Raw genomic sequence first — 19,406 nt, 5'->3', positions numbered from 1 at the left:
AGATTTTTCACCATTGGTAGTGGGCACGCAGAAAGAACATGCGGCCAGGTTCAGGATAGTAAGGGTAGTCACGGGCGGAATTACTGGTTGCATCTGTTACGTTCATGCTGACCCGCCAGTTTTTTCTCTGGTAGCCTGCGGATGCATTCCAGCTGTTTTCAGCATCTTTTTCGAGTAAATTCGAATTGTTGTAATAACCATCACTCTGGCGGTAATTTCCGACAGAGAAATCCCAGTTGTTTTTTGTCCAGGATGCACTGAAATAGCCTGAGAACTGACTGTACCCGGCTGCCTGATTCCCTTCGTAATAGGGTATTGGGGTGTATTCGATGATTTTGTTTGATTGCAATGTAATGCTTGCTGAAAGCGATAACGCTGACCAGATATTCCAGCGAATGTCTTGTTCCAGCCCGGTATGGCGTGTTCGTCCAAGGTTGTCAAAATGAATAACGCCCCGGCTGTCGCTTTCGGAAATAATAGCGTCGCTGATATTGCGCAGATACAAACTGGTCGTCAGCGCTATCTTACTGTTCTGGAAGCGCAGGCCTGTTTCATAGTGCTCAGCCTGTTCGGGCAGCAGGGTTGGGTTTCCCATGCTGGTACCACGATCACCGAATAATTCGTTAGTGGTTGGCAGGCGCACCTGATGAGCAATATTGGCGTAGATAATAATGCCGGATGGCAGGCGCTGGTCGATGCCCATAGACCAGGTGTTAACATTATCCTGACGGTTATTTCCCAGTCTCTGAAGATCTTTGTCGGATAGACGTATATGGCTGAATTGCGCAGTTAACTCAAGGCTGTTCAGTGTGTATTGTAAACGACCGCCATTATCCAGCTGTTGTCGCTTATAAGTGGTTTCGCAACCGTTACCATTCAGACATTGCTGTTCTTTCTCGCTTTCATTCAGTAAGCGGAAATCTGTTGCTGTTTCTTCCTGTTGTAACCGACTGGTAAAAACGGCATTGAAATTGTCGCCACACATATAGTGGTTAATCTGATATTTCTGGCCATCGGTAATATAGCGATTCAGCTGTGCACCCAGACCGATATTAGAGTCACGATCATCATAAAGCTGATCCTGACGATAAATGTTGCCGGATATTTCTGTTTTTTGCTCTTTGCCCCATGTTTTTTGCCAGTTTAATTGCAGGCTGTCGGAATCTGTTTTTAATTGCGCATGGTTGGCTGGAAAGTTGATGCGTGATGTTAATCCACGTTTTCCCCGGCCAGACTGAACAGCAATGTTAAGGTAGCTGTCTCCCAGAGCCTGTCGTCCTTTAATCAGCCACTGATGTTGCTGACTTTCGTTGTTGTAACGTTTTTCATATCCCGGTTGTTGCGGGTTATCGACAGGTTGTGGTTCGAGATAGGTAAAATCATTATCTGCCTGCAGTAAATCACCACTGAGCAGCCACTGAGATTCTGCACTGCCAAAATTCTGGCTGAGCGTGTACTGCCGGGTTCCGTAGCTGCCACGGGTTGCGTGAGCTTCTCCCTGATTTATTATTTCTCCGGCAAGACTGCGACTGCGGATATGGATAATTCCGCCGACGGCCGACGATGATAGTTCTACCGGGGCAATGCTACGGTATATATCGACAGTTTCAGCCTGTGATAGTGATATTTTACTTAAATCAGCACCACCGCCGTTGAGTGAGTTAATCTGCAGGCCATCCCAGAATACCAGTACCTGCTGTCCGCTTGAACCGCGGATTACCGGGCTGGAATACTGACCGATACCACCGATGCTCTGAATGTCTATGCCACTTTGCTGCCCGAGCAGTTCAGGTAGCAGAATAAATTTACGGGTAAATTCTTCTCTTTCAATCCGTTGATGGTGGCCACTGAGGAAATCAGGAGAAAAGCCGGAATCGTTGTGCCCGTAAACAGCAACAGTGTTCAGTTCGGTCGTCGAAAAGGCGGGCATAGCAAAGCCACTGAGCAGGTAAGTCAGTGTCATCAGGGAATTCAATCTGCAGCGTTGTAATAAAGCAGTATTCAGAGTGCTCACCCGCAAACCCAAAACAGGGTTGCAGTGGCGGAGGTGCAAAAAGCAAAGTGCGCTGCAGTAAGGCAACGGTTTGCGATCACCCTCCGTCGCCCACCGCAACGTCAGTATCGTTATTCAGGCCGGTATCCGGGCTTACGACCTGAGCATTAGCTCGCTGACAACACCTTCCCATGCAGAGCACAGTGGCATTTGTTATCAGTATGGTCGATCACCGTTGCGGGGGCAGCGCTGGATTGGCGGTAAGAACACACGACACCAGACTTCCCGTTTAACCCTCGTCAGTAAAAAGGCTGAGGGCACCTGAAAGCGCGAAGGGTATAGAGCCCTGTGCGATGGGTCAATAGCGCTGGCACAAAAGGCAGTGAATTATCCACATGGTTGGTTTGAAAATAATTCACTTAGGTTTTGAGGTAAGGGGTTGCATAGCGGATTCAATCGCCGGCAGGCAGGGCAATCTCAAAGCAGGCGCCACCATGTTGTCTGCCAGGCCGGTAACGCAGCTGACCATGGTGATGACTGGTGATAATAAAATAGGAAACAAATAAGCCCAGGCCGGTGCCTTCACCGACGTCTTTGGTGGTGTAAAAAGGCTCGAAAATATGCGCAGCAATGGTGGAGGGGATGCCCGGTCCATTGTCTTCCAGCACAATTACCTGCTGTTGATCGCGCTGTTCGATGCTGAGGTGAATATTGGGCTGCCACTGAGAATTGTCAGGCTGGTACTCGCTCAGCGCCTGGACCGAGTTTTTCAGTAAATTCAGCAGAACCTGTTCTATTTCACCGGGCAGACATTCGACCCAGGCCGGTGTTTCTGTTGGGGAGAACTGCAGCTGAATATGACGCAAGCCGAAATCACCCCGGGCAATGCTCAGGGTGTTGTTGATCAGTGCATTAAGGTCGGTACGCTGTTTCTGCTGTTTATCACTGCGCGAGAACTGCAGCATATTGGCAATAATATTGGCGGCACGTTCGCCGGCCTGCTGGATATTATCCATAAATTGCAGGATATCGCGTTGCTGCAGATAGAGCTCAAGATTGCCCAGTGGCAGGCCGGTTTCTGCTGCTACGCGTTCATTGGCACTCAGGCCGGGCTGCAGGCGACGGCGGATATTTTGCAGGTTCTGCAGAATGGCTCCCAGAGGATTATTAATTTCATGTGCGATGCCGGTCGCCAGTCCGGCAACCGTCATCATCTTTTCGCTGTGTACCATGATTTCTTCCAGCTGCAGACGCTGTGATACGTCATCAATACGCAGCACCAGTTTGGCCTGCTGTTGTTCCGGCAGAGGATAGATCATGGTGTCGGTCATCAGTGGCTGAATAAAACTGCTGATCGCCAGTCTTTCCAGTTTATGGACGGCACTGTTCTGTTCGGCGGCGTTCAGTAGATCGGCATGGGGAGCAAGCTCCGGAATCAGTTGCAACAGATGGCGGCCGGTTAATTGCTGGCGTTGCTTACCCAGCCAGTCTCCGGCTTGCTGGTTGCACTGCACGATGCGCAGCTGGGCATCCAGAGTGAACAGGGCTGACGGCATGGCATTAATAATACCGTCGAGCAGGGTCTGGGTATTTTTAAGCTGGGTTTCGATGCCACGCCGCACCGAAATTTCCTGCGCCAGGTTTTCGTTAATCTGACGGGTTTCAGTCGACAGACGTGTCGCACGCAGACGGGCACTTTCGGCCTGCTGATGAGCATTACGTAAATTCAGGGTGCGTTGATCATACTGCCAGAGCAGATCATTCAGGGCATTGGTCAGCGGCTGTACATCGGGGTCATCGCTGCGGATGGTAATGGCTTCTTCTTTTTCGCCATCGCGGGTGGCACGGCGCACGCTGCTTAACAGTTGCAGGTAAGGGCGTTTCTGCCAGCGCCGGGTCAGGGCATAGAGTGCAAAAATCAGCAGGGCAGAAATACTGACCACAAACAGCGTGGTGGTTAATGTATCAAGGATAAAAAAGCCTGGCAGGGAACGGTCGCTGATCACCAGTAATTGCAGTTCCCCGCGCGGACTGCTGAGGCGGTACTGGTGCAGTTTGTCGGTCAGCAGGCTGTCTTCGAGACGTGCCGACAAGAGTGGCGAATTGCGATAACTGTGGCTCAGGCGTTCTCCGTGGTTGTTGTATAAAGCGGCTTCACGGATCTGAAAGTGGCGGGTAAAACGCTCCAGCATCGACTGCAGGGTCGGCAGGTCAGTGATGTTATGGGTCAGCTGAATCTGCAGGATATCGGCAAAGGCATCGCTGATTTCGGGGGCCAGTTGTTCGCGTCCTACACGGTCAGCGGCGGCAATGTAGGCCAGTGTGGTGAGGATAATAATCAGCGCACAGACTGTCACAGTGGCGAGCATGGTTTTTTGCCGTGCTAATAACATGGTGACTGCAACCTCCTGTGCGGATACATCCTATTACTCCTGTTTCAGACCTGCAGCTGTTGCATCAGCCGGTCGGTCAGCGGTAAAGACAGGCCGAGATTGTGCGCCTGTTGCTGCAGGTAGCCACAAATATAGGGCAGCTCGGTTGTTCTGCCGGCCAGAATATCCTGCAGGGTCGAGGAGCGGTTAGCAGCGGTCGCCAGGGCGACCTGTTCTACCCGGCCGGTCAGATCCTGTGACAACGGCCAGTGCAGCTGCTGATACAGGTTATCCACTTCTGCTGCCAGTGCCTGTAACTGTGGCAGATAAAGCGGGTTGCTGACCAGCTCGCCGTTATGGCAACGCAGGATGGCCGTCAGCGGATTGATCACGGCGTTTACGGCAAGCTTTTCGCGCATTCTGTTGTGGATATCGCTGACGGCTTCGATGTCCGGCGGCAGTTGTGTGTCTTCGCTATCATTTCCGCACCAGCGTCCGGCAATGGTTTGTCCGGCTCCGGCATAGACCACTTCGCTGCCCTGAGCATTATTGGCTGTGCGCCGGTAGCCTCCGGCGGTGGAGATGCCGGCCCAGAGTCTGACCGGCAGCTGCTGCCGTGCCAGCCAGTCGGCGCATTGCTGCTGCTGCCCCATTCCGTTCTGCAGTAACAGCAGGTTTTTCACCTGCGGCAGACGGCCAAGCCAGGGTTGCAGAGCGCTCAGGGTATCGGCGGCTTTGGTGGTGACTACCAGCCAGTCGAGGGCCTCTCCCTGCCAGCACGGCAGCGCCCATTGCAGCTGTTGTTCTCCCGCTTCGTTGTTGGGGAGATAAAGGTTGAGGGTTACTGCAGACGCCTTATCGCGCGGCAGGGCAAATACCCTGTGCTGGCGCCAGTGGCTGGCCATCAGTGTGCCAACCGCCCCTGTACCCAGCAGACCAATGCTGAGCGGGGATTGCCGGGATATGTTCTGAGCAGAAGGTGATGAAATCGTCATCGCGCGATTATAGGCAGGCCGGGCGCGGAAAGCAGCCTCAGCCTGCAGGTTGGAGATTACTGCGGCGTGACGCTGGCGGCTTCGGTTTCGACGGCGTTCAGATTATCAGGCCCGGCGCTGTTGTCCGCTGCCGCAGGATCAGCAGCTGAGTTATCGGCGTTTTCTAATTCTGATCCTGATTCTGGCTCAGCTTCAGGTTCTTCAGCTACCGTGCCGGCTGCCGCTATGGCCGTCAGTCCCGGCGCCGATGGTGACCACTGGCGGGCCAGTTTGTCACGGATATTGCGGGTATGGTCGGCGGGCAGGTTGCGTAACCAGAGCTGCAGCCGCACTTCGTCTTCGTCGACCAGTTTGGTCATGGCATCCAGATGCACACCGCGTTCACGCAGCAGCCAGATCACCAAAGGCATCAGGTGATGAAAACGGCGACGGTTATGTTTGTCACAAAGCTCGGCGGTGGTCAGATTAAATTGCCGGGCAACCAGCTGGCAGGCATCGTCGAACAGGCGCTGCACATCACTGCGTGAGTAGGCAGATTGAGTTAAAGCTTCTCTTTTCAGGTGCTGATCCACCCACTGATCGCGGGCCAGCGCCTGATACAGCGGGTGGCTGCCGTGGCTCAGATCGAGCTTAGGGCTGAACGGTGCCTTCATTACGTCAATATAATGCTGGGCGCGGTTACGGCGGCCATTTACCAGCAGATTGAGCATGGATTCAGTATCCAGCCAGGCCGGCGGAGTCGGTTCGCGATAGTAGCGGTCACTGCTCCAGGGCCAGAGGCTGGCATCGGCCACTTTACCCTTGTGCACCGGAGAGTGATGCAACTGCAGTATCAGTTCGGTCAGTGCGACACGTTCGTCGACCAGCAATACTACGCCCTGATCGGATAACACCTGACGGCGCTTGTGCCAGCAGCGTTCGTGCATGCTGTCGAAGGCGGCCTGAATATCGTCCATCACCTCGGTCCAGTCGCGCTGGCAGCGCAGCACAAACTGCATCTGACGCTCGTCCAGCACGTAGGCAAGCAGGCGGGTTCCGGTCACTCTGGACAGAATTCTGAGGCCATATTCGTACTCGAATACCGAGTTGAAGATGGGCTGGTCTTTCGCTCCGGTCACTGCGAAGTAATACACTCCGGCGCCGTGCAGGGTCATTTTGGTTTGCATAGCAAAAATTTTAGCTGACTTTTGTATAGTCGCCAGTGAGGACATACCGCCAGCACTGCTCTCCGAGACTTTGGCTTTATCGGCGGCGGACGGTATACAATGCGGCACTTTCATTATTTCGGCAGTGCTGTTCCGGTTGTGTTGTTGCGCCGGCAGGCATACCGGACACAGATTTTTTAGCGGCCGCCGTCAGGCCATAAGCAGGAGAATTTTCTATGCCTTCATTTGATGTCGTATCTGAAGTCGATAAGCACGAAGCCCAGAATGCGGTCGATCAGGCCAACCGTGAGCTGAGCACCCGTTTCGATTTCCGTGGCGTAAGCGCCAGTTTCGAGCTGAAAGAACTGGTGGTCACCATGACCGCTGATCATGAGTTTCAGATTGATCAGATGAAATCCATGCTGACCGGCGCCATGACCAAGCGCGGCATTAAAGTCACCTGTCTGGAGTTCGGTAAGCTCGAAGGTGCAGGCAAGCAGGTCAAAGTAAAAGCCACCATGCGTCAGGGCATCGACAGCGATCTGGCGCGTAAAATGGTGAAGATGGTTAAAGACAGCAAAATCAAAGTGCAGGCCTCTGTACAGGGCGACACCGTGCGCGTACAGGGCAAAGCCCGCGACGATCTGCAGGCCGTGATGGCCATGTTCCGCAGCGATGAAAGCATTGATATGCCACTGGCGTTCAAGAACTTTAAAGACTGATGATCATCCCTTATTTCCGCATCCCGCCGGAGGTAAAGCGCTGGCTGAAAGAGGCCTGGGACATTTACCGGCAAAAGCCGGTTCTGGTCATCGCCTTGCTGGGGTTCAGCGCCGGGATGCCCTATCTGCTGGTGTTTACCACGCTGACGGCCTGGCTGCGGGATGAAGGAATAGAACGTACGACCATCGGTTTCTTTGCCTGGGTCGGTATTACCTACTCGGTCAAAGTGTTCTGGGCGCCGGTGGTCGACCGCCTGCGTCTGCCAGTGCTGCAGCGGCTGGGGCAGCGCCGCAGCTGGATTTTACTCGGCCAGTGCGGCATCGCCGCCGGTCTGATGCTGATGAGCATCGCCCATCCGCAGAATTCCTTATTACTGATTGCCCTGGCTGCCTTGCTGGTGGCGTTTTCGGCAGCCACGCAAGACGTGGCACTGGATGCACTGCGCATCGAATCTGCCGCCGATGAACAGCAGGGCGCGATGTCGGCTGCCTATGTCTTTGGCTATCGCCTGGCTTTGCTGGTTACCGGCGCCGGAGCTTTGTATATCGCCGAATTTACCAACTGGCATATCACCTATCTGGTGATGGCGTTGCTGATGGTGGTCGGCATGCTGGCCATTCTCTGGGCCGATGAACCGCCGCATCAGAGTGATGCTGAGCGGATGCGTAATGAACTTCTGCTGGTCGATGACATCATGGGCCGGCCGATGCATCTGCAGCAGCGGCCGCGCTGGCAGCGCTGGTTGCTGAGTGCGGTGATCTGCCCGGTGCTGGAGTTTTTCCAGCGTAACGGCCGTTTTGCGCTGCTGATTCTGGGCTTTATTGCGCTGTACCGTCTCAGTGATATCACCATGGGCATTATGGCCAACCCCTTTTATCTGGATCTGGGTTACAGCAAGCCCGAGATCGCCAGTGTGGCCAAGGTGTTCGGCTTCTTTCTGACGATTTTCGGTTCGGTGTTGTGCGGTGTGCTGGTGGTGAAGTACGGTATTTTCCGGCCTTTGCTGCTGGGCGCGGTGATGGTGGCGGTTACCAATCTGCTGTTTGCCACGCTGGCCATGGTCGGTGATCTGGGAACGCCGCCACTGCCTGCTCTGGCGCTGGTAATCAGTGCTGACAACCTCAGTGGTGGTATTGCCAGTACGGCCTTTATTGCGTATCTGTCGAGCCTGGCCAATAAAAACTACACCGCTACGCAATATGCGTTATTCAGTTCACTGATGACCTTGCCGGGTAAATTTATCTCCGGCTTTTCCGGCTGGGTGGTGGATGTGGCAGGTTACGCCGAGTTTTTCGTGCTGGCGGCAGCGCTGGGCCTGCCGGCGATTGTGCTGGTGCTGGTGCTGATGCGCCATCATAAGCGCGAGCAGCAGAATCCTGACTCAATACCGGAAGCGCCCTGACGCTTCCGGCTCTCTTCATTTCATCTGTCTGAGCTGCTGTTAAACAGCGCGTACATCTCCGCTGCGGTCATGTTTTTGGTGTCGTTGGCGAAGGAGTAATAGTGCGGTTTCTCGTCAATAAACACCTGATGATCGAAGGTCGCTTCCGGGCCGCTGTCGAATAAGCCCGCCGGCACAATATATTGCTGATTGTGCTTCAGGCGGTAAAACAGATGGCTGCCGCATTCTTTGCAGAAACCGCGCTCAGCCCAGTCGGATGACTGGTACACGCCAATATGTTCCTGCCCCTGAAATTCAATATCCTGACCGCAGTCGACCGACATAAACGGGCCGCCGCCCCAGCGCCGGCAGGTGGTGCAATGGCAGGCGCCGATATGTTCACTGGGATTTCTGGCGCTGAAGGTCACGGCCTTGCACAGGCAATGGCCGTGGTGGGTATTGCTTTGAATGGTATCCGGGCTGGTCATGATGGCTTCCTCCTGAAACGGGTGTATGCCTCAGTTCTATCAGCCCGGCGCTGCCGCGACAAGGTCTACATAGAGTGAGCTGCTGTCCGCTTGCTCTCAGATGCGATTTTCCGGCCTTTGCTGGCAGCCTGTTGCAGCCACTGTTCGCGTTGTTTCGCGCTGGATTTGATCACCGGCCCGAACAGCGTGGTGGTGACCGGTTTGAAACCACAGAATCCCAGGGTGGCATGGTTCAGCTGATAAATGGCCGGAGCTTTTTGAAACCAGCGGAAATACCAGGGCGGGGTATCCAGCGTCAGAAAGACTTCGGCGCTTTTGCCGCTCAGCAGCTTTTCCTGCAGGGTTTGTCCGGCTTCATAGCGGAAGGCAAAACCGGGCAGTAAGGTGCGGTCAAACAGGCCTTTCAGGCGGGCCGGAACACTGCCCCACCAGACGGGAGCGACCAGCAGCAGGTGATCGCAATCACGCAATGCCTGCTGAAAGCTGAGCAGATCGGGCTCCAGCGGAGCTTCTTTAGCATAACCCTGGCTGAGGTTGGCATTAAACTGCATGTCGGCCAGATCAAAGCGCTGAATCTCAGCCTTCTCAGCCCTCTCGGCCCCCTTGGCCGCCGCGTTCTGGTAAGCGTCAGCCAGCGCCCCGCACAGGCGGTTACGATCCGGGTGGCCGTTCAGGATCAGAATGTGTTTAGGCATAAACAGAAAACTCCGATAAGTATGTTTGGGTTTTCAAGTATCGGGTCTGCCCCTAAGGGCAGAGTCAAGAGTGGGCCGGATTAAGCGGCAGGGTTATATGCTTTCTGCTGGCACCAGCGGACAATCGCTGATGCTGTCCAAACAATGGTCGAGCTGCTGCAGGCGTTGTTGCTGCCGCACCACTTCGGCTTCGACTTCGCCACGGAACTGCAGCAAAAACGTGCGCAGTGTGCTCCAGTCAGGCTGCTGATTCTGATAACGGATGGCGGCTTTCAGCCGTTGCAGCGGAATACCCAGAGCGCGGGCTTCGCGGATCAGCAGCAACAGATCGATATCGGCAGCCGAAAAGTGGCGGTAACGGCCGATCCGCTGCGGCCGGATCAGTCCCTGCTGTTCGTACAGGCGGATGGCTTTCTGGCTCAGCCCGGTCTGTTTTGATGCCGCGCCGATCAGCATGCCGCCGCTCCCAGCCAGGCGGCCCCGCGTACACCGCTGGAATCACCGTGCAGCGCCTGTTTCAGCGGCGTGCTGACGGTATCGGAGAATACATAGTCGGCCCAGAGTCTGGGAACTTCCTGATAAATGCCGGGCAGGTTGGAGACACCACCGCCCAGTACAATCACGTGCGGGTCGATCAGGTTGATGACACCGGCCAGGGCTTTGGCCAGACGGCGGTAGTAGCGTGCAAGCACCGCCTGCGCCTGTGGGTCCTGTTGCCCGGCCAGCGTGTTCCACTCCTGCGCGCTGAGGCTGAGGCCGGTTTCCTGTGCGGCCTGCTGGCGCAGTCCGGGGCCGGATAACAGGGTTTCGAGGCAACCTTTCTGGCCGCAGTAACAGTCAATTTCACTGTCAGAGGCTTCACGCCACAGCAGCGGGTTGTGCCCCCATTCGCCAGCGATGGCATTGGGACCGCTGAGCAGGCGGCCGTTGATCACCCAGCCGCCGCCACAACCGGTGCCGATAATCACCGCAAACACCGAGGCAAAACCGGCGCCGCTGCCATCGCTGGCTTCGGACAGGGCAAAACAGTCGGCGTCGTTGGCCAGTACCAGTGGGCGTTGCAGCAGAGGGTGCAGTCGCTTTTGCAGATCACCCTGTAAATCGCGGCCGATCAGGCAGGTGGTGTTGGCGTTCTTGATCAGTCCGCTGGTGGGGCTGACCGCTCCGGGAATACCGATACCCAGGGAAAAGTCATTGCAGCCGAGACGACCGGCCGCACTTTCCACCATGGCCGCGATATTGGCGACTATGGCGTCATAACTTTGTGCCGGAGTAGCACTGCGCTCACGCAGCAGGCTGTTACCCTGCGGATCGAGAACAATGATTTCGGTTTTGGTGCCACCCAGGTCGATGCCGAATTGCAGCATGGTGAAGGCTCATCAGAAAGAAACTGGCGGCAGTGTAACAGTCTGCAGGCGCAGGCCAACAGACTGTCAGGAGGAAGAATTAAGAGAAGAATTAATCGTGCGCGTGACTGTAGCTTTTCAGCATCACACCGAGAATGTCGTCCTGCTGGCTGATGCGGCAACCGCTGCCATACAGGCTGGGGGTTATTTTATCGCACCAGACAACCTCTGCACTGCACTGTCCGGTACGGCGGGCATTCACATTGGGGGCGATATCCACCAGATCGAGCTGCAGCTGAGTGCCGGGCTGCAGTTGTTCATAAGTTGAAATCATCACCCCCTGTTCTGAACAGTCGACCAGCAGGCCGAGGTATTCCTTACTTTGCCGTTCGAATACACTGACGTTGCTTTTCAGAATCCAGCGTGGATGCATACGTTGTTCGTGGTCAGAGTTCGTACTCATTGATCTTTCTCTGGTAAGTTTCCATTTTTTTAGTGTAGACCCAAGGTTCGTAAACAACATGAACAGGCTTGAACTGATTCTGGGCGGCGCACGTTCCGGCAAAAGCCGTTACGGCGAGGCTCAGGCAGAGCAACTGGCCGGTGAGGCCGCAGAGGTGGTGTATATTGCCACCGCACAGGCGCTGGATGGCGAGATGCAGCAACGCATTATCCATCATCGCGAGCAGCGCCCGGTGCACTGGCTGACGCTGGAAGAGCCTTGGCAGCTGGCCGCCGCGCTGCAGCGTGTGCGTAAAGAGCATCCGGCGGCGGTGATACTGGTCGACTGCCTGACCCTGTGGCTGACCAACTGCCTGCTCAGTGATCAGAACGATTACTGGGAACGGCAGAAAGCAGCGTTAATGGATGAGCTGCAACAGCTACAGCAGCCGCTGCTGCTGGTGTCCAACGAAGTGGGCTATGGCATTGTGCCGATGGGCGAGCTGAGCCGGCGCTTTGTTGATGAAGCCGGGCGGCTGCATCAGGACATTGCCCGGCTGGCGCATGATGTAACGCTGGTTGTTGCGGGTATTCCCATGGCGGTTAAGCGCAGTTAAGGTACCCCGCTTTTTTTCATAATGTAATCAATAAGACAGGTGTTATGACCGTTGAATTCTGGTGGCAACAGGCCACCGCTCCTCTTTCTGCTGAAACCCAACAACAGGCGCTGGAGCGTCAGTCACAATTAACCAAGCCACCGGGTTCTCTGGGCCAGCTGGAAGACGTTGCCGTGGCTTTTGCCGCCTGGCAGGGGCAGGTTAAACCGCAGATTAATAACCCGCAGTGCGTGGTGTTTGCTGGTGATCATGGCGTGGTCGCGCAGGGTGTATCGGCGTTTCCGCAGGCGGTTACGGTTGAGATGCTGAAAAACTTTGTTGCTGGCGGTGCGGCGATTTCGGTACTGGCACGCTTCCATGAGATGGGACTGTCAGTGGTGAACTGTGGCACGGCGTTCCCGGCCGATCAGCTCAGCGGCGTGATTCAGCGCGCGGTGATGCCGGGCACCAACGATTTTTCACAGCAGGCCGCGATGAGCAACGCTCAGGCGCTGCAGGCTCTGCAGATTGGCGCCGAGCAGATCGACCGTCTGCATGGCGAAGGCTGTGACCTGTTTATTGCCGGTGAAATGGGCATTGGTAACACCTCCGCAGCCAGCTGCCTGAGTGCGCTGTTACTCAAACAGGATGTGAATGCACTGGTTGGCCCGGGCACCGGTGTTCAGGGCGAAGCCCTCAGCCATAAACAGCAGATTCTGGCGCAAAGCTGTGAGCGTGCCCGTGCGCTGGCGGATTCGCCACTGGCCGCACTGGAGCAGGTGGGCGGACTGGAAATTGCCGCCATGGCCGGTGCTTATCTGCGTGCTGCGCAGCTCGGTATACCGGTGCTGGTGGACGGGTTTATTGCCAGCTCTGCAGCCTTGCTGGCGGTGCAGCTGAATGCCGGCGCCCGTGACTGGATGCTGTTTGGTCACAGTTCAGCCGAACCGGGTCATCGCGCCTTACTGACTGCGCTGGATGGCAAGCCGCTGGTACAGCTGGGTCTGCGTCTGGGCGAAGGTTCCGGTGCGGCGGTGGCGGTGGGTCTGGTGCAACAGGCGCTGGCGCTGCATAACCAGATGGCGACCTTTGCCGAAGCCGCGGTACAGTCCGGTAACTGACATAAGGGAGTCGCTGATGAGCACCACCCGTATCGATCTTATCCGCCATGGCGAACCGGAAGGTGGCAACGTCTTCCGTGGCCGTACCGACCATGCCCTGACAGAGCTTGGCCGCTGGCAGTTTGCCGAACGGGTGCGCCGCTTTGACAGCCGCTGGACACGGATTATCAGCTCGCCGCTAAACCGCTGCCATAGTGCGGCAGAACAACTGGCCAGCGCCCGTAATCTGCCGCTGCTGTGTGATGAGCGCTGGGCGGAGATTGATTACGGCGACTGGGAAAACCGCGATGTCAGCGAAGTGATGGCTGAATATGCCGATGATTCGCGCCGCCTGTGGGCTGATCCGCTGAATTTCTGCGCCCCTAATGGCGAGCCGGTACCACAGTTGCAGCAGCGGGTCGGCGCAGCCTGGCAGGAGCTGCTCAATGATCATCGTGGTGAACATCTGCTGCTGGTCAGCCACGGTGGCGTGATGCGGGTGCTGGCGCAGCAGCTGCTGAGTCTGGCGCCGGAAGCCATGAACCGGCTGGCCATCCCGTATGCCGGCTTGCTGCGTTTTAAAATTGATCACAGCGAATATCAGGGTAAAGAACAGGTCTGGGTCAGCCTCGAAGGTATGGACGGCTCGGTCTTACGTCCGGACGATCAGGAGGCTGTGTGAATCTGCACTGGTGGGCATTCTGGTATGCCATGGCTTTTCTGACGCGTCTGCCGACGCCGTATTTAAAACGTGTGGATGAGGCTGTAGCCGCCCGCTCACTGGTGTTTTATCCGCTTATTGGTTGCCTGCTCGGCCTTAGCCTGCTGGCCTTTACCGCCGCCTGCGTTTTTTATAATCCGCAGGTTTCGCTGCCGTTACTGGCGGCGTTGTTGTTATTTATCTGGGTCGTATTCAGTGGTGCTTTGCATCTTGATGGTCTGGCTGACAGCGCCGACGCCTGGGTGGGTGGGCTGGGCAATAAAGAACGCACGCTGGCAATTATGAAAGATCCGCAAAGCGGCCCGATGGGTGTAACCGTTATTGCTGTTATCCTGCTGGTTAAATTTGCCGCCATTTATGCGCTGCTGGATAAAGCTCAGAGCGGCAGTGGCAGCTGGAATATCTGGCTGTTAATCGCCGGTTTTATGCTGGTGCCAATGCTTGCCCGTGGCGCAGTGCCGGGATTACTGGCAACCACACCTTATGTACGTAAAAAAGGACTGGCCAGTGCGCTGGTGGCGGGGGCAACGCCGTTAGTGGTGGGTATTACCGGAACGCTGCTGGCGTTGCTGGCCGGTGTGTTTTTACAGACCCAGGCGCTGTTTATTCTCGCCCTGTGGCTGACCATTCTGATGATGGCGCGTGCGGCTATGATAAAACGTCTGGGTGGCTGTACCGGCGATACTTTGGGCGCCACCATTGAAATTCAGGAAGCACTGCTGCTGGCGGCTATTGCGCTTTAACGTCGCCCTTTAACATCGTTTGCGCTGGCAGAAGGCAATGTTATTCTGCTGATTATTATAAAAACCAACTGTCCGGAATATTTTTGTGCGTAATCTATTAATCCCCTTTTTAGCGTTTTGTTTGCTGGGCTGTGGCCCGGAACTCGATGATACAGATGAGCCCGTTGGTACAACCTCGTCGATTTTTATTCAGAATAAAGCCTTTGCTACCCTGAACGGCTTTTATATTTCAGATGGTACCGGTTATGGCCCGAACCAGATTGAGGGCAAGTTAATTTCTACCGGCCAGAGCTATGAAATCAGCGGCATTGAATGTGGAAAAACCTACACACTGAAAGTTGTCCGTATTAATGCGGATGATGTTATTCAGAAAGATGTCCCTATCGATTGCGGTAATGATTATATATGGGGAGTGGAATGATGGTGCATAAGACATACTTGCCGGTAGCGTTATGTTTGCTGCTGTCAGCCGTTGCCTGTGCTGATGGGCAGGATGATATTGTTTACGGCAGCGACAGCGCTGTATCAGCCAATAGTGAACAGGCTGAAGACCCGCATAAAGACGAAGTGGATTCTCTGGCATTCGGGAATTATTACACGATGGATAAGTATTCCTCGGTACAGGAAATTATCCGTAAAGTCGGTGAGCCGGTGGGGTCTTCTGTCTATATCCCGCGTGAAACGCAAAAGTCTGCGCCTGCTGCTGTTACCGCTCAGTGAATGGCTTAACGAGAGCCAGGATTATTAAGTTACTGGCGGCTGGCCAGTAACTTAATGCCCAGTGCAATCATGGCTCCGCCTAAAATACGGTCAATCCAATGACCGAAGCGTTTAAAGTACGCTGACACCGCCGGACGGGACAGCATCATCACTACCGCAGAAAACCATGCCATCTGAATCAGCATGATCCACACGCCGTAAATCGCTAACTGATACAGCGGCATATCGGCCGATAAAACCAGCGTAAATAATGAAACAAAATACACCGGTGCTTTAGGATTCAGCGCATTGCATAAAAAACCGCTGCCAATACTGTGCGTGGCCGTTCTTGGTTTTGCCGGTATTGCTTCTGCGGGAGCATTGTCTATGCTGCCGGCTTTACTTTTCAGTCCCTGAATCCCCAGATATACCAGATAACAGCCACCGGCAATTTTCAGTATCAACAGTGCGAATACCGAGTTGGCAATCAGTGCTGCCAGGCCAACGGCCGAATACAGGATATGGACAGATAATCCCAGTGAAATACCCAGACTGCAAAGCAGCCCGGTTTTACGTCCGTGGCGCAGTGTTTGCTGACTGACCAATACAAAGTCAGGGCCGGGAGAGGCGGCCGCGAGCAGATGGATGGAAGTAATCAGCAATAAGCCCTGTAATAAATCCATAATTCCTCAATGAGAAACGTTTTGCCTGGTGATCAGCAGGAACTCGGATATTGAAAAGTAAACATGGGCCCGGCAGGCCAGAACGGGCCCGCTGTCTGTCAGCGCCAGGGTTTATGGGGCTGGCAGATGCCGGGCTGTCGATTAAAACACCAGTTAACTGCGCTGCGGTTCCGGTCTTTTTTGTCGGAGCACAGTTTTTACTGGTCGTACATGCTCTGAATCATTTCAATTGCCGGACGCAGTGTGGCACGCCAGATACGTTCCAGCTCGGCATCAAACAGCGGATCGTGTTTGCTCAGCGTTTCCATCAACGCGTCCATCCACAGGCTGTAGTGTGCCGGATTAATGTTCATATTTTTGCGGCTGTGGCTTTCACCCAGCGCGCGGATTTTGCTGTCAGACATACCGCGTGCGTGCATCACCAGCCACATAATACCGCCACGTAATAAGCCACGCTGAGATTCCATGTTGGTGTTAATGAACATGGCCCGGATATCGGCGGACTTATTCATAAATGCGTTGTAAAAATCCTCATAAAAAACAGGGTTATTACAGCTGCGCCCATAGCTTTGAAAAACCTTATCGGCATCGCCCATGATTCTGTACCTTGTTGATAGCGCTATTATGGAGTGTGAAAAAGCGGCGCAGGGTACGGATTTTTGGCGCAAATTGCAAAGGCGCTTTAGTCTTAATGCTGTGACATTGTGTTACGCCCCTGACGGGTTAAATGCCTGCAGAGCTGCATTAAATTTTTGCCAGTCGATATTCTGTTTTACGCTGAGAGCCAGACGATCGATTTGTTGTTCGCGGATAGCATTGAAATCAATGGTCTGACCATCGGACAATCCGGCCCAGTGTAATATTTGCTGCAGGGCTTCCGGCGTATCAAATACACCGTGCCAGTAAGTAGCCATAATCTGGTTATCATCGCTTAGCCAGCCGCAGCCAATATCCTGAATATCGTCGTTGCTGAGTGAAATTCCGGCATGAATTTCATAGCCCTGAGCCGCAACAACGGGCTGATCCGGCAAGCGCAATTCGCCGCTGACCAGACGCAGGGTTTTATCGGCTTTTAATTCGCTGATTAATGGCAGATACCCCAGACCCGCGCTGCTGCCGGCTGTTCCTTCAATGCCATGCGGATCGCTGATGCTTTCTCCCAGCATCTGTAAGCCACCGCAGATTCCCAGCAGTTTGCCGCCATAACGCAGATGACGCTGCAGATATTGTGGCCAGTTACCGGGCTGGGTTTGCAGCCAGCTAAGATCGGCGCGGGTATTTTTAGAACCGGGCAAAATAACAAAATCCGCCGGCGGTGGTGTTTGTTCCGGGCCGACCAGAATTAAATTTACCTGCGGATGTACGCGCAATGCGTCGAAATCGGTGTGGTTGCTGGTGCGCGGGTAAATCGGCACCACCACATTAATGACTTTATTTTTATCCTGCTCTACCTGTTGCTGGCTGACGGCATCTTCGGCATCCAGGTATAAACCGTGCAGGTAAGGCAGAACCCCTAATACCGGTTTACCGGTTTTTTCTTCCAGCCAGTCGAGGCCATCCTGCAGCAGGGCAATATCACCGCGGAAACGGTTAATCACAAAGCCAACCACGCGCGCGCGTTCGCTGTCACTTAGGCAGGCCAGTGTGCCCAGCAGGTGAGCAAAGACACCGCCGCGATCAATATCGGCAATCAGAATCACCGGACAATCGACGGCTTCGGCAAAACCCATATTGGCAATATCATTGGCGCGCAGATTAATTTCCGCGGGGCTGCCGGCACCTTCGACCAGCACCCATGAATAGTGTTGCTGCAGACGCTGGTACGAATCCAGTACCGCATTCATGGCGGTTTTTTTATAGGCGTGATAATCCTGCGCGGGCAGATTACCGACCGCTTTGCCCTGAATAATCACCTGGGCGCCGGTGTCGCTGTTGGGCTTAAGCAATACCGGATTCATATCAGTGGTGGGGGCCAGACGACAGGCCTGTGCCTGTAATGCTTGCGCGCGGCCAATCTCACCACCATCGGCCGTTACTGCGCTGTTGAGTGCCATATTCTGCGGTTTAAACGGTGCGGTGTGGATATGTGCATCAGCCAGAATACGCCCCAGTGCGCAGACCAGTGTGCTCTTGCCGGCATCGGACGTGGTGCCCTGTACCATCAGGGTCTGGTGTGAGGGAAGCGTTGGCATAACAGCGGAGAAGTCGGACATCTGGTACACTTGGCGTCTGAAATTTACCGGCCATTGTATGACATGATTCCCCTGTTCAGTGGATTTTTTCCCGCCGGCGTTAGCCATCTTCCCCCGTTGTTGCTGTTGTTCTTTATGGGCGGGCTTATGCTGCTGGCATTAGCGTGTGATCGTCTTTTCGGCGAACCGTCGCGTTTTCATCCGCTGGTCGCGTTCGGCCGCTGGGCCGCCTGGCTGGAGTCGCGTTTTAATCGTCCTGAAAAAGTAACTGAGCCTGCCACGATCGGGCGTGGCTTATTGGCGCTGCTGATGGCTTTGTTGCCTCTGCTGCCACTGGCCTTATTGTTTATCTGGCTGGCGCAGCAATCCCTGCTGCTGTGGGTAATCGTACAGGTGCTGGTGTTGTACAGCTGTATTGGCTGGCAAAGTCTGCAACAGCATGTACTGGCCGTAGCCAGTGCACTGGAACAGAACAATATTGCCTCTGCCCGGGAAAAACTCGGCTGGATTGTCAGCCGTGATACCGCGCAGTTATCGGCCGATGAAATTGCTCAGGCCGATATTGAAAGCCTGCTGGAAAATTCATCCGATGCCTTATTTGCCTCATTATTCTGGTTTGCTGTTGGTGGTGCATTGCCTGCTCTTCTGCATCGCTGGGTAAATACGCTGGATGCGATGTGGGGCTACCGTAATCCGCGTTTTAATTACTTTGGCCGCGCGGCCGCACGGCTGGATGATGTGCTGGCTTACTGGCCTGCGCGTATTACCGCCTGGTGTTTTATGCTCGCCGGGCCGAACAGAAAAGATGCCTGGCGCTGCTGGCGTACACAGGCAAAACACTGCGCCAGTCCGAATGGTGGCGCGGTAATGACCGCCGGTGCCGGCGCATTAAATATCCGCTTAAGTGAGCGTGCCTGTTATCACGGCGAGTGGAAGAATAAGCCGCCGATGGGTTGCGGTATCGCCGCGAAGCCACAGCATATTGTACCGGCGGTGAAGCTGGTTAAGCGCAGTCTGTCTCTGTTTTTCCTGTTCTGGCTGTTTGTCACTCTGCTGCTGAACGCCATTATTCAGATGGTTTTCGGGGGCTGAT

The 19,406-nt window shown here is 54.7% G+C and carries 21 protein-coding genes and 1 riboswitch; of the genes, 9 read left to right on the top strand and 12 right to left on the bottom strand.

What is annotated here, in order from left to right; genetic code table 11:
- Window positions 1-7: 7 nt before the first annotated feature.
- The 4 genes from MT343_RS15015 to MT343_RS15000 form a co-directional block, all read right to left on the bottom strand.
- The gene (locus tag MT343_RS15015; RefSeq protein WP_145466218.1) at window positions 8-1,963 is read right to left on the bottom strand and encodes a TonB-dependent receptor; all 1,956 of its coding nucleotides are present in this window, start codon (window positions 1,961-1,963) and stop codon (window positions 8-10) included.
- A gap of 151 nt (window positions 1,964-2,114) precedes the next feature.
- A riboswitch (cobalamin riboswitch) is annotated at window positions 2,115-2,334 on the bottom strand.
- A gap of 111 nt (window positions 2,335-2,445) precedes the next feature.
- Entirely contained in the window at window positions 2,446-4,386 is a 1,941-nt protein-coding gene (locus MT343_RS15010; RefSeq protein WP_145466216.1) for a two-component system sensor histidine kinase NtrB, read from the bottom strand.
- Window positions 4,387-4,430: 44 nt separating this feature from the next.
- Window positions 4,431-5,360 carry a ketopantoate reductase family protein gene (locus MT343_RS15005; protein WP_145466214.1) on the bottom strand — a complete coding sequence of 310 codons (930 nt, stop codon included), beginning with the start codon at window positions 5,358-5,360 and terminating at the stop codon, window positions 4,431-4,433.
- Window positions 5,361-5,416: 56 nt separating this feature from the next.
- Entirely contained in the window at window positions 5,417-6,526 is a 1,110-nt protein-coding gene (locus MT343_RS15000) for a hypothetical protein (protein WP_145466212.1), read from the bottom strand.
- A gap of 215 nt (window positions 6,527-6,741) precedes the next feature.
- Between MT343_RS15000 and MT343_RS14995 the strand changes: the two genes are divergently transcribed.
- Window positions 6,742-7,227, top strand: coding sequence for a YajQ family cyclic di-GMP-binding protein (locus MT343_RS14995; protein WP_145466210.1), 486 nt, complete (start codon window positions 6,742-6,744; stop codon window positions 7,225-7,227).
- Window positions 7,227-8,630 carry an AmpG family muropeptide MFS transporter gene (locus MT343_RS14990; protein WP_145466208.1) on the top strand — a complete coding sequence of 468 codons (1,404 nt, stop codon included), beginning with the start codon at window positions 7,227-7,229 and terminating at the stop codon, window positions 8,628-8,630. The genes MT343_RS14995 and MT343_RS14990 overlap by 1 nt, the downstream gene beginning before the upstream one ends.
- Before the next feature lie 20 nt (window positions 8,631-8,650).
- Here MT343_RS14990 and MT343_RS14985 read toward each other — a convergent pair whose 3' ends face one another.
- The 5 genes from MT343_RS14985 to MT343_RS14965 all read right to left on the bottom strand — a co-directional run bounded on the left by MT343_RS14985 (window position 8,651) and on the right by MT343_RS14965 (window position 11,601).
- Complete coding sequence (locus MT343_RS14985; protein ID WP_145466206.1) at window positions 8,651-9,097, bottom strand: GFA family protein; 447 nt, start codon at window positions 9,095-9,097, stop codon at window positions 8,651-8,653.
- Between the two features lie 65 nt (window positions 9,098-9,162).
- On the bottom strand, window positions 9,163-9,792 hold the full coding sequence (locus MT343_RS14980; protein WP_145466204.1) for an NAD(P)H-dependent oxidoreductase: 630 nt from the start codon (window positions 9,790-9,792) through the stop codon (window positions 9,163-9,165).
- 93 nt (window positions 9,793-9,885) lie between these two features.
- Complete coding sequence (locus tag MT343_RS14975; protein WP_145466202.1) at window positions 9,886-10,248, bottom strand: MerR family transcriptional regulator; 363 nt, start codon at window positions 10,246-10,248, stop codon at window positions 9,886-9,888.
- Window positions 10,242-11,159 (bottom strand): ROK family protein, encoded by a 918-nt coding sequence (locus MT343_RS14970; RefSeq protein ID WP_145466200.1) that lies wholly within the window; start codon window positions 11,157-11,159, stop codon window positions 10,242-10,244. The genes MT343_RS14975 and MT343_RS14970 overlap by 7 nt, the downstream gene beginning before the upstream one ends.
- Window positions 11,160-11,250: 91 nt before the next feature.
- On the bottom strand, window positions 11,251-11,601 hold the full coding sequence (locus MT343_RS14965) for a PilZ domain-containing protein (protein ID WP_186435744.1): 351 nt from the start codon (window positions 11,599-11,601) through the stop codon (window positions 11,251-11,253).
- 58 nt (window positions 11,602-11,659) lie between these two features.
- Between MT343_RS14965 and cobU the strand changes: the two genes are divergently transcribed.
- From cobU to MT343_RS14935, 6 genes are all read left to right on the top strand, one after another.
- Window positions 11,660-12,196 (top strand): bifunctional adenosylcobinamide kinase/adenosylcobinamide-phosphate guanylyltransferase, encoded by a 537-nt coding sequence (cobU, locus tag MT343_RS14960; RefSeq protein WP_145466196.1) that lies wholly within the window; start codon window positions 11,660-11,662, stop codon window positions 12,194-12,196.
- A gap of 44 nt (window positions 12,197-12,240) precedes the next feature.
- Window positions 12,241-13,296 (top strand): nicotinate-nucleotide--dimethylbenzimidazole phosphoribosyltransferase, encoded by a 1,056-nt coding sequence (cobT, locus tag MT343_RS14955; RefSeq protein WP_145466194.1) that lies wholly within the window; start codon window positions 12,241-12,243, stop codon window positions 13,294-13,296.
- A gap of 16 nt (window positions 13,297-13,312) precedes the next feature.
- Window positions 13,313-13,957, top strand: coding sequence for a histidine phosphatase family protein (locus tag MT343_RS14950; RefSeq protein ID WP_145466192.1), 645 nt, complete (start codon window positions 13,313-13,315; stop codon window positions 13,955-13,957).
- The gene (cobS, locus tag MT343_RS14945) at window positions 13,954-14,739 is read left to right on the top strand and encodes an adenosylcobinamide-GDP ribazoletransferase (protein ID WP_145466191.1); all 786 of its coding nucleotides are present in this window, start codon (window positions 13,954-13,956) and stop codon (window positions 14,737-14,739) included. The genes MT343_RS14950 and cobS overlap by 4 nt, the downstream gene beginning before the upstream one ends.
- Before the next feature lie 85 nt (window positions 14,740-14,824).
- Window positions 14,825-15,160 (top strand): hypothetical protein, encoded by a 336-nt coding sequence (locus MT343_RS14940; RefSeq protein ID WP_145466189.1) that lies wholly within the window; start codon window positions 14,825-14,827, stop codon window positions 15,158-15,160.
- Window positions 15,157-15,459, top strand: a complete 303-nt coding sequence (locus MT343_RS14935; RefSeq protein WP_145466188.1) for a hypothetical protein — start codon at window positions 15,157-15,159, stop codon at window positions 15,457-15,459. The genes MT343_RS14940 and MT343_RS14935 overlap by 4 nt, the downstream gene beginning before the upstream one ends.
- Window positions 15,460-15,488: 29 nt before the next feature.
- On the opposite strand, the gene MT343_RS14930 is transcribed toward MT343_RS14935, so the two are convergent.
- The 3 genes from MT343_RS14930 to MT343_RS14920 all read right to left on the bottom strand — a co-directional run bounded on the left by MT343_RS14930 (window position 15,489) and on the right by MT343_RS14920 (window position 18,334).
- A complete protein-coding gene (locus MT343_RS14930) occupies window positions 15,489-16,121 on the bottom strand; it encodes a LysE family translocator (RefSeq protein ID WP_145466186.1) in 633 nt (210 codons plus the stop codon).
- Window positions 16,122-16,318: 197 nt separating this feature from the next.
- Entirely contained in the window at window positions 16,319-16,717 is a 399-nt protein-coding gene (locus MT343_RS14925) for a globin (RefSeq protein WP_145466185.1), read from the bottom strand.
- Between the two features lie 111 nt (window positions 16,718-16,828).
- Window positions 16,829-18,334, bottom strand: coding sequence for a cobyric acid synthase (locus MT343_RS14920; RefSeq protein WP_243989413.1), 1,506 nt, complete (start codon window positions 18,332-18,334; stop codon window positions 16,829-16,831).
- A gap of 9 nt (window positions 18,335-18,343) precedes the next feature.
- Between MT343_RS14920 and cbiB the strand changes: the two genes are divergently transcribed.
- On the top strand, window positions 18,344-19,405 hold the full coding sequence (gene cbiB, locus MT343_RS14915) for an adenosylcobinamide-phosphate synthase CbiB (RefSeq protein ID WP_243989412.1): 1,062 nt from the start codon (window positions 18,344-18,346) through the stop codon (window positions 19,403-19,405).
- Window position 19,406 lies beyond the last annotated feature (1 nt).

Origin of the sequence: Venatorbacter sp. C2-1, assembly GCF_022832715.1 — a bacterium.
Taxonomy (GTDB): domain Bacteria; phylum Pseudomonadota; class Gammaproteobacteria; order Pseudomonadales; family Oceanobacteraceae; genus Venatoribacter; species Venatoribacter alkanivorans.
This window is presented reverse-complemented; position numbering and strand designations above follow the sequence as displayed.